General features: G+C 31.8%; 4 protein-coding genes and 1 other RNA gene. 3 read left to right on the top strand and 2 right to left on the bottom strand.

Annotated features, from left to right (window positions below; genetic code table 11):
* Positions 1-244: 244 nt before the first annotated feature.
* Positions 245-643: a transfer-messenger RNA gene (gene ssrA / locus ACH2CG_RS16465) on the bottom strand.
* Between the two features lie 70 nt (positions 644-713).
* Positions 714-1,919: a serine hydrolase domain-containing protein gene (locus ACH2CG_RS16460; protein WP_395067191.1), complete on the bottom strand. Its 1,206-nt coding sequence runs from the start codon at positions 1,917-1,919 to the stop codon at positions 714-716.
* A gap of 197 nt (positions 1,920-2,116) precedes the next feature.
* Here ACH2CG_RS16460 and ACH2CG_RS16455 point away from each other — a divergent pair, with 197 nt between their 5' ends.
* The 3 genes from ACH2CG_RS16455 (at position 2,117) to ACH2CG_RS16445 (ending at position 7,376) form a co-directional block, all read left to right on the top strand.
* Positions 2,117-3,319: an NAD(P)-dependent oxidoreductase gene (locus tag ACH2CG_RS16455; RefSeq protein WP_395067189.1), complete on the top strand. Its 1,203-nt coding sequence runs from the start codon at positions 2,117-2,119 to the stop codon at positions 3,317-3,319.
* 263 nt (positions 3,320-3,582) lie between these two features.
* On the top strand, positions 3,583-5,682 hold the full coding sequence (locus ACH2CG_RS16450) for a glycoside hydrolase family 97 protein (RefSeq protein WP_395067187.1): 2,100 nt from the start codon (positions 3,583-3,585) through the stop codon (positions 5,680-5,682).
* Between the two features lie 14 nt (positions 5,683-5,696).
* Complete coding sequence (locus tag ACH2CG_RS16445; protein WP_395067185.1) at positions 5,697-7,376, top strand: MFS transporter; 1,680 nt, start codon at positions 5,697-5,699, stop codon at positions 7,374-7,376.
* Positions 7,377-7,527: the final 151 nt, after the last annotated feature.

The raw sequence follows: 7,527 nt of genomic DNA, 5'->3' as shown, positions 1-7,527 counted from the left end.
ACAAAATGAGCCCAATACAATATCGAGCTCATTATTATCAAAATTAATTATAAATTTGTCTAAACTTTTGGGTGCAGTCTATTAATTAACTATTCTTGGGAGTTTTTTTTACTAAAAACAAAACTATTTAGTTATATTTTTTAAACAAAATTTATAAATTGATAGTCTAATTTGATATTTCGTAAATTAAAAAAGCCCATAAATCATAAGATTTATGGGCTTTTCGTTTACTTTGAAAAGTTAAAAGTGGAGTCGCCGAGAATCGAACTCGGGTCCAAACAAGCAATCAAAGAGCTTTCTACACGCTTATTTTCTGATTTAATTTTCGTCATTCTGCTAGGCCAAAAACAGCCACAAAACACTTATCTTCTTTAATTTTCATAACAGCTCCAAAGCTCCACTGTTCTTAGGTTTATTTTTACGATTTACCTTTATCGACCGCCACAAACCAAAGCTATCGAGGTAAATCCTGCTTTCCTATCTTATAGGAACAAGGCTAATCTTACTATAATTCAGATTATGCAGCAAGAGCGTAGTTTCCTTCGCCGTTTATGTTTTTGTAAATTTGGATTTACGAGCTAAAAATACAAAGCTCGACGTGCTTACAATTTAATTCCACTTGCTGTCAAAACCAGTCGACCCCAAATTAAATAATTTAAATATCAAAAATTATACCGCAAATGTACTACCGAAAACAGTAATAAACAAACTCTTTATTCTTCTTTACTAATTGTATCCTTAAGAGTAAACGGATAATCTCCGAACAAAGCAGACAATCGTTTCATTTGGAATGTTTTACGAGTAAATTTATTTGACAAAGCAATAATAACAGCATTTTCATTTCTTAAAGTTATATAACTTGCAGTGTTTCCGTGCCACCATCCGTTGTGATAATATAGTGTTTGCCCTGTTTCCCATTCTCGCATTCTAATTCCTAAGCCATAATTTTTACTACCTTTACTTTCATAACTGTAACCTTTAAAAACTTGATCTAAAAGACTTTTACTTAAAAATCCTGGTGCATTTCGAGCTAAATCAAACTTTAATAAATCTCTAGGTGTTGAATAAATATTTTTATCACCATATACAGCATCTAAAAAATCGAAAGGATATTTCACATAATTGTATTTATAGGATGGCGTTGCTTTCTCTTTTGGGCTAGTTTCGTCAATTACAAAAGTGTTTTTCATATCTAGCGGCTCAAAGATTATTTTCTTCATCGCTTGTGCGTATTTCATTCCAGTGACTTTTTCAATAACCAAAGCTAAAAGAGCGTAATTGGTATTGTTGTAGCTAAAATGAGTATTTGTTTTAGTTTCCAACGGAATGTTTTTTGTAATTATAACATTCAATAAATCTTTGTTAGTTAATGTTTTATTTCTTCCCCAATTGGCTTTGTCATCACAAAAATAGTTGTACTTTTTCATGCCACTTCTATGATTAAGAAGCGTTTTAATTGTTACATCTGGATAAGGAAATCCAGAAAAAAGTGTAGTTAATTTTTGATCTAAAGTAATTTTCTTTGCATCGATTAATTTTAAAATTGCAGACGCAGTTAGTACTTTAGAAACCGATGCAATATGTAAAGGTGTTGTTGACGAATTGAGAATGTTATTTTCCTTATCGGCAAAACCATCATATTTTTCAAAAATTATTTGACCATTTTTTGCAACAAGAAAACTTACATTTTCAAAATCATTTGAAAAATTATTAGCAAAAAAGTTTTCTATTTCTCGCTTTTTAGTGGCTTTGTATGCGGCAGACAATCTAGGTAACGAATCTTCTAAAGGCAACATTGCATAGGATAACTCAGGTTTTTTTTTGCTAAAAAAATTATTTGTTTTTCCAGATTTATCGCAACTAAGAAACGAAAAAAAAACAAAGAAGATAGTTATTATAGAAATTTTATTTTGAAACATTTTATGTAGTGTTGAAAAACAAATATAGAAAACATATTTACAATCAAATTGCACAAAAAGTTATAATAATTATAAAATTATCAACAAAGTTCTACAAAATGCTGAAATTCAACAAAAAGAAGCTTTTTTAATTTTTGATAAAAAGTTTTGAAAACGTTTTCGTTAATACTACTTTTGGCACACTAAAAAAGCATAAAATGAAGTTCGGAATTATAAAGGAAAGAAAAAATCCACCAGATAGAAGAGTTGTTTTTACGCCTGAAGAATTGGTGCGTTTGCAAACCGAACATCCAGAAGCTGTTGTTAAAGTAGAAACATCAGATATTAGAGTATTTACAGACGAACAATACAGCAGTTTGGGATTAGAAATTGCTACTGACATGACCGATTGTGATGTGCTCTTTGGTGTAAAAGAAGTTCCTGTTGATGCTTTGATTCCTAATAAAAAGTATTTTTTCTTTTCGCATACTATTAAATTTCAGCCATACAACAGAAAATTATTGCAAGCAATTTTAGAAAAAAACATAGCGCTTTACGACCATGAAACTATTGTAGATGCCCAAGATAGAAGACTTATAGGTTTTGGTAGATATGCAGGAATTGTTGGAGCTTACAACGGATTTAGAGCTTTTGGCATTAAATATGAATTGTATAATTTACCCAAAGCTGAAACTTTAAAAAGTAAAGACGATTTAATTATAAGATTGAAACGTCAAACACTGCCCAACATTAAAATTGTACTCACAGGTCATGGTAAAGTTGGAATGGGTGCCAAAGAAATTCTTGATGGCATGAAAATTAAGCAAGTTTCGGTTGATGATTTTTTAAATAAAAAATACTCACAAGCAGTTTACACTCAAATTGATGTTTTAGACTACAATAAACGTAGTGATGAACGGTCTTTAGACAATAAAGATTTTTATAAAAATCCGCAAAAGTACACTTCCAATTTTGAGCGATTTACAGAAGTAGCCGACATCTTTATGGCAGGACATTTTCATGGAAATGGAGCACCAGATATTTTAACTCGCGAAATGCTTCAATCACCCAAAAATAAAATTCAAGTAGTTGCCGATATTTCATGCGATGTAAACGGACCAATTGCTTGTACTATAAAAGCATCTACAATAGCCGATCCTTTCTTTGGCTATTTAGCAATTGAAAACAAAGAAGTTCCTTACACACATCCTGGTTCAATAATGGTAATGTCAGTAGATAACTTGCCTTGCGAATTGCCCAAAGATGCTAGTGAAGGATTTGGAGAAATGTTTATGCAACATGTAATTCCAGCTTTTTTTAATGGTGATAAAGACGGAATTCTTGAAAGAGCAAAAATGACCGAAAACGGAAAATTGACCACACGTTTTGCTTATCTACAAGAATATGTTGATGAAAAATAGTTTGGTTTATACTCTTAAACAATTAAAATCTTGATGTTTATCAGGATTTTTTTTTGTTTTTATTGATCTGTTTGTAATGTTAAAAACTATAAAGAAAACGTTTTCGTTGATAAGTATTATCAATTCTTTTTTAAAGTTTGTCCTTATAAATGTATTTTTATAAAATAATTGAGATTTTTTTTTAGAATAATATAATTTTTATACCTAAAAAATACTTATTCACAAACTAGATCACAAAGTAAACTTTTAATTAATTCATTTACATGAAAAAACTTCATTATTTAGTGATTATATTCTTTGCCACATTTGCAAACGCTCAGAATGTTCAATCACTTTCTAAAAATATTTCCTTAGATTTTAAACTTTCGTCCGATGGAAAACCTACATATTCTGTTAGTTACAAATCTAAAATTTGTATTAACGAAAGTACTCTGGGCATTACATTAAAAGATATTCCCGCTCTAGAAAGTGGATTTTCTGTTATAAATCAAGAAATAAAAACAGTTGATCAACCGTGGCATCCTGTTCTTGGAGAACAAAGTACTATTGAAAACAAATACAACCAAATTACTTATTTTTTACTTCAAAAAGAAACTGGAAGAAAAATCAATATTGTTTTTAAAGTTTATAATGAAGGTGTAGCATTTAGATATGAGTTTCCGAAGCAAGAAAATTTGAATTATTTTATTATATCTGATGAAAAAACCCAATTTAATTTGGTAGGAAATCATAAAACGTTTTGGATTCCAGGTGATTTTGACAGTCAAGAATATGCATATAATGAAACGTTATTATCCGAAATAAATACTGAAAACATTAATAAAAACAATGGAATTGGAGTAAAATCAATTGCAGGAAAATATACAGTTCAAGCACCATTAATGATGAAATCTAACGAAGGTATTTACATAAATATATTTGAAGCCGCAGTTGTAAACTATCCAGTAATGCACCTAGATTTAATACCTAATCAATATAAATTAACATCACATCTTGTTCCTAATGCAATTGGTGACAAAGCCTATTTGCAAACTCCAGCCGTTTCTCCATGGCGCACAATAATGATGAGCGACGATGCAAGAGATATTGTGGGATCTAAAATGATTTTAAATCTTAATGAACCTTGTAAACTAGACGATACTTCTTGGATTAAACCAATGAAATATGTTGGAATTTGGTGGGAAATGCATGTAGGAAAATCAACATGGGATTATGCAGGTTCACAAAATGCACAAAATGCAGCCGACGGAACTATGAAGCCATCAGGCAAACATGGAGCAACAACCGAAAACACAAAAAGATACATCGACTTTGCTGCTAAAAACGGTTTTGACGGCGTTCTTGTTGAAGGTTGGAATGTCGGTTGGGAAGATTGGTTTGGCAATTGGAAAGAAGATGTCTTCGATTTTACTACGCCTTATCCAGATTATAATTTGAAAGAAATAAATGATTATGCCAAATCTAAAGGTGTAAAAATGATAATGCATCATGAAACTTCTGGATCTGTTGCAAACTATGAAAGACACTTAGACAGAGCACTAAATTTAATGAAAGAATATGGCTATCCTGCAGCAAAATCGGGTTATGTGGGCAAAATTATTCCTCGTGGAGAATTTCATGACGGACAAACTATGGTCAATCATTTCAACTTTGTAGCAAGACGATTTGCCGATTATAAATTGATGATAAACTCTCATGAAAGCTCACGACCAACAGGTTATAGTAGAACTTATCCTAACTATATTGCTGCCGAAGCTGCTCGTGGAAACGAATTTAATGCATGGAGCATCGGAAATCCACCAATGCACGAAACCATCCTACCATTTACAAGACTACTAGGCGGACCAATGGATTATACTCCAGGAATTTTTGAAATAAAAATGAGTTATTATGATCCTAAAAAAACCGAACAAGTACACACAACATTGGCCAAACAATTGGCACTTTATGTAACCATGTATTCACCACTTCAAATGGCTGCCGACTTAATAGAAAACTATGAAAAATATCCAGATGCTTTTCAGTTTATAAAAGATGTAGCTGTAGATTGGCAAGATTCTAAATACCTTGAAGCCGAACCAGGAGATTATTTAACCGTTGTTAGAAAAGAAAAAAATGGCGAAAGATGGTTTTTAGGCGCTATAACAGATGAAAATGCTAGAACAACAGAAATTAAATTGGATTTTCTTACACCTAACAAAAAATACCAAGCCATTATATATCAAGACAGTACAACTGCACATTGGAAAAACAATCCAATAAGCTATGTTATAAAAACTATACAAGTGACTTCTAAGTCAAAAATTAAATTAAATTTGGCTAATGGTGGTGGAACCGCTATTAGTTTCAAACCTATTAACTAAACCAAAACTAAATTATGAATTCAGAACAAAACAAATCTAATCAATCTGCACTTTACACGCTCATAACAGTATTTTTCTTTTGGGGATTTATTGGAGCATCTAACGGAGTTTTTATTCCTTTTTGTAAAGCTAAATTTGGATTAGACCAATTTCAAAGTCAGTTAATTGACTTCGCATTTTATGGAGCGTATTACATTGGAGCTTTATTTTTATTTATACTAAGCAGTTCATTAAAAAAAGACATCCTTAACAATTGGGGATTTAAAAAAGGTATTATAAATGGGCTTTTAATAAGTACAGTAGGTGCCCTATTTATGATTTTTGCAGTGACAGAAGGAAGTTATGCCCTAATTTTGGGTGCATTATTTATTGTAGCACTTGGATTTTCACTACAGCAAACCTCAGCTCAGCCATTTGCAGCATCATTGGGCGAACCGCACTCTGCCTCTAGCCGATTAAATTTAGCAGGTGGAATAAATTCATTAGGAACTACAATTGGACCCATCGTAGTTTCTGGAGCATTATTTGGCGCAGCAGCTGTTGGTCATGTAGATGATAAATTCATTACAGATTTTGCTCAAAAAGCCGAATCGTTAGATTCTATGAGAATTTTATATGTCTTTGTTGGTGCTTTATTTTTACTAGCAGCAGCATTATTTTATTTTTCTAAAAAATTACCCGCAGGAAAAAGCGATGCTACATTTGAATCTGCAAGAAAAGCACAAACAACATTAATTGCAATTACCGTTATTTTAATTGGAATCTTTGCCTATATCTTTTCTAGATACGAAGATGCCGATTTTATAACACGTTTTACTGGCGATAATAAAGAAAAAGATTATTTAGGACTAGGATTAACATTCGCTACACTTTTAGTAGTAGTTTTTGGATTATTATTTGCTAATAAATCGGCTCAAAAAAATTCAGAAGGTTGGGGTGCAATGAAATATCCTCAATTAGTTTTAGGTATGTTAGCTCTATTTACCTATGTAGGTGTTGAAGTTACAATAGGAAGTAATCTAGGAGAATTACTAAAAACTTCCGATTTTGGTTCAATTACAGGTTCGGCATTGGCTCCTTTTATGTCAATGTATTGGGGAAGTTTAATGATAGGTCGTTGGGCTGGAGCAATTTCTGTATTCAATCCTTCATCACAGCTAAAAAAAATATTATTAATCGTTATTCCCTATCTAGCTTTTGGTGTCGTTCTTGTTGCTAATGCAATTTCGGGTCAAGACATTACGCCTTTATATGCCTATGCTTTTGTAATAGTATTCCAAATTACTGGTTTCTTTTTAGGAAAAGATCATCCCTCTAGAACATTATTAATTTTCGGATTGATGGGAATGACAGCAATGATAATCGGATTATTTACAACTGGATTAGTTGCAACATTTGCCTTTATGAGCGGCGGATTATTTTTGAGTATCATGTGGCCGTCTATATTTGCACTTGCTATTGCTGGATTAGGAAAATATACTTCACAAGGTTCTGCATTTTTAGTAATGATGATTTTGGGCGGAGGAATTATTCCACCACTTCAAGGAAAATTATCCGACATTATCGGAATTCATAATTCTTATTTCATTCCTGTTTTATGCTTCGCATTCATTGCTTTTTATGGTTGGTATGTATTTGAAATCCTTAAAAAACAAGGAATTGCTAACGAAATTGAAGTTGGTGGCGGACATTAAAAGTACTAAGAAAGACCTAAAAGTCACACAATAGTTAAAAACTCCGATTGAATTAGACTGCACCCAAAAGTTTAGACAAATTTATAATTAATTTTGATAATAATGAGCTCGATATTGTATTGGGCTCATTTTGTTTAAATTCGACTTGCTT

The organism is Flavobacterium sp. (assembly GCF_043778725.1).
Taxonomy (GTDB): domain Bacteria; phylum Bacteroidota; class Bacteroidia; order Flavobacteriales; family Flavobacteriaceae; genus Flavobacterium.
Note: the sequence above shows the minus strand (reverse complement) of the source record. Positions and strands in the feature narration are given on the sequence as shown.